Origin of the sequence: Nocardia sp. NPDC057668 (assembly GCF_042799795.1) — a bacterium.
Lineage (GTDB): Bacteria > Actinomycetota > Actinomycetes > Mycobacteriales > Mycobacteriaceae > Nocardia.
Window position 1 is genome coordinate 413,556 of sequence record NZ_JBHVIC010000001.1, and the last position, 2,849, is coordinate 416,404.

Annotated in this window: 1 protein-coding gene; it reads right to left on the reverse strand. The window is 64.5% G+C overall.

Features of this window, described 5'->3' with window-relative positions; all coding sequences use genetic code 11:
- Window positions 1-174: 174 nt before the first annotated feature.
- Window positions 175-1,851: a GMC oxidoreductase gene (locus ACFVBH_RS02080; RefSeq protein ID WP_378998946.1), complete on the reverse strand. Its 1,677-nt coding sequence runs from the start codon at window positions 1,849-1,851 to the stop codon at window positions 175-177.
- Window positions 1,852-2,849: the final 998 nt, after the last annotated feature.

Below are 2,849 nucleotides of genomic sequence, written 5' to 3' on the forward strand. Positions count from 1 at the left end.
GGCTTCCGCTCACCCGCACGTTTGCGGAGATTCCCGGCATCATGTCGACATTTCCGTCCCACCGAGATACCGGATATCCGCACTTGCCTTCAAACTACCGCGTGCAACGAGGTCCGATCGGTCGACGTTGCCGATTCGCCCGAAGCCATCTCGCAACGCCGGCGAGCGAGTCGGTCAGCGCCGCCCCAGATCGCCCGCGATAATCGCGTCGATATTGCGTTCCGCCAACGCCGTCACCGTAACGAACGGATTCACGGTGGTCGATCCGGGAATGAGCGAACTGTCGATGACATACAGGCCCGGATACGAAGTCAAGCGCCCGTAGTTGTCGGTCGACTCGTTCAGCACGCAGCCACCGAGTGGATGGTAGGCGAAATCGTCCCCCCACATCTTTCCGTCGCCGAACAGATCGTCCCGGTAGGTGGTTCCCGCGCTGGCGTTGATCGGGTCGAGGACGCGCTTGGCCGCGTCGATGCTCGGCTGGTTCCACGCCGTCTGCCAATCCAGGTCAACCCGGCCGGTGGCCTCGTCGAACCTGAAGGCGCCACGATTCGGATTCTTGGTGATTGCCAAATGCATATTGACGAAGGTCTCGACACCGATGGGGAACGAGGTGATTTCGACGAACGCCTGACCCGCCGTGTCGTCCCAATTGTCGATACCGAGGGCGGTGATGGTGGACTGGTTGATCCCGGTCGGATCGTCGAGCCGATTCTGCCTGGCGGCCATCACGTTGCCGTTGTTGCCCCAATTGGACCCCACCGAGTCCGGCAGGTTCGGCAACGCCCCGGTCGCCTTCTGCGTGACCAGCAACTTGCTCGTGCCGACGCTGCCCGCGGCGAAGAAAACATGCTGCGCGACAACCGTTTTGGTGGCTATGACGTGACCGTCGGTACCGATCTCGTCCATTCGCACCTGGTAGCCGCCAGCGGGAGCCGGGGCCACGACGGCGACGACGTGCAGGGGAACGACGGTCACCCGGCCGGTCGCGGCGGCCGCGGCCAGATAGGTCTTGTCCAGACCCTGCTTACCGAAGTTGTTGCCGTACAACGATTCCTTGTTCAGCGCCGACAGCGGAACCGTCCCGGCCTGCTCCTGCTTCATATAGTCGAAGTCGTACACGTTCGGCACGAACGTGGTCGAAAAGCCCGCGCCCGCAGCCAATGCCCGGCCGACCCGCGCGTACTCGTAACACGGCGCGCTCTCGAACCACTCCTCGTCGATCCGGTTCACCCGCAACGCGGCGTTGGCACGCGGATAGTAGGTGTCGTACATTTCGCCGGGATCGACCGACGGCAGGATCTCGTGGAAGAACTCGCGGCGCGGTGTCACCGCCATTCCACCGTTGACCAGTGAACCCCCGCCCACACCGCGGCCCTGATACACCCGGATACCCCCGAAATGCTCGGCGGCGAGCACGCCGGTGTACCGCTCGACCGGCATGTTGATGGGGATACCGAGCAGATGATCGGTCGGCTGATCGGTCGTCGTCGACAGCCAGGAGGATCGGCCGTCGGCGGGCACGGTCCCGGAAAAGACCTTGCCGTCGGGCCCCGGCGTATCCCAGGCCATACCCTGTTCGACGATCGTGACGTCGTGCCCGGCCTCCGCGAGCCGCAACGCCGCGACCGCACCGCCGTACCCGGCGCCGATCACCAAGATCGGCACTGCCGCACCGTCTTCCAGCCGGCCGATCGGCAACGCCGCCCGCGCCCGTCGTGCGCCCCCGAGCACCGCCGCCCCGCCCAGAGCGGCGGCCCCGCCCAGCCCCGCCAGCACACCGGCCCCGACCAGAAACCCACGACGCCCGATACCGCGGCCCGACACCGCATCATCCGCTGGCACACGCACTACAAACCCCTCAACACTCGAGCAACCGCGCGCAGTCTATGCGCACAGCCACACGTCCCGGCGCGCCACTTGCCAATTCCCTTGCGCGAGCCGAATACACGCAACCCACTGCGGCAGCGGGCCATTCGAATCTCGGCCCCGCCGCGGCAGTAGGGCGCATTGCTCGACAGCGGGTTTGCCGGTCGGTTTTCTCAGCCGGGCCGCGTGTCGCGTAACGAGGCGAAGCAATCCGTCGATGCCATGTCGACCGATCCCTGCAGGCGTACCCACTCAGGCTTTAGCAACATCAGAGCTATCAGCAACTCGAGCGCGTCCGTAATGTCCGGTAACTCGCATCAGTCACAGTTGTCAAGCTTTGGCACACAACCGTGACACCTCAGCAACCAGATAACCGGTCCCATCCAACCAGCTATATCAGGCATGCATAGCTGCTAAATTGCTAGTGATGGAGAGGTATTCACGATGGTCGCGACGCCCTGTCGACGGGAGCGTTATCTCCGGTGTCCGCGACCTGACAGCCCGGATTGCCCGCCCGCCGGCCCCGGCGAGGCTCAGCGCTTGCGGTCCGATTTGCACCGAATCTCTCACCGCGCCCATCCGGGCGCATTATCAGACAACCTCGTCCAAGGTCGACGCCCCTGTCCGGGCGACCGACCGCCGTGCAGGCGATGGAGTCCGATCGGACTCGCCACCGCGGCGCATGGAGGAAGGGAGTGTGGCGTCGCCATCGAAGGGTTTGCATACTCTTGCCTTGCCGCGGGACCCGGCTGAATGGGCCTGTGCCGATCCGAATGGTGGATCGGCAGAGCTATGACCGCCGAGTCGGGTGCTCATCGGATCGCTGATCGAGCGAATTCGAGATACCTCGCCGGTTGATCCGGGGCCACGGGACAACGGCACCGGGGCGAGCGGGCATCCATCTGCATTCAGATTTCGTATGAGGTTTGCCGGTGCGGTTCTTCGCGTCGTGCGACCGGCGATAACGAAGAGGTTGTGCA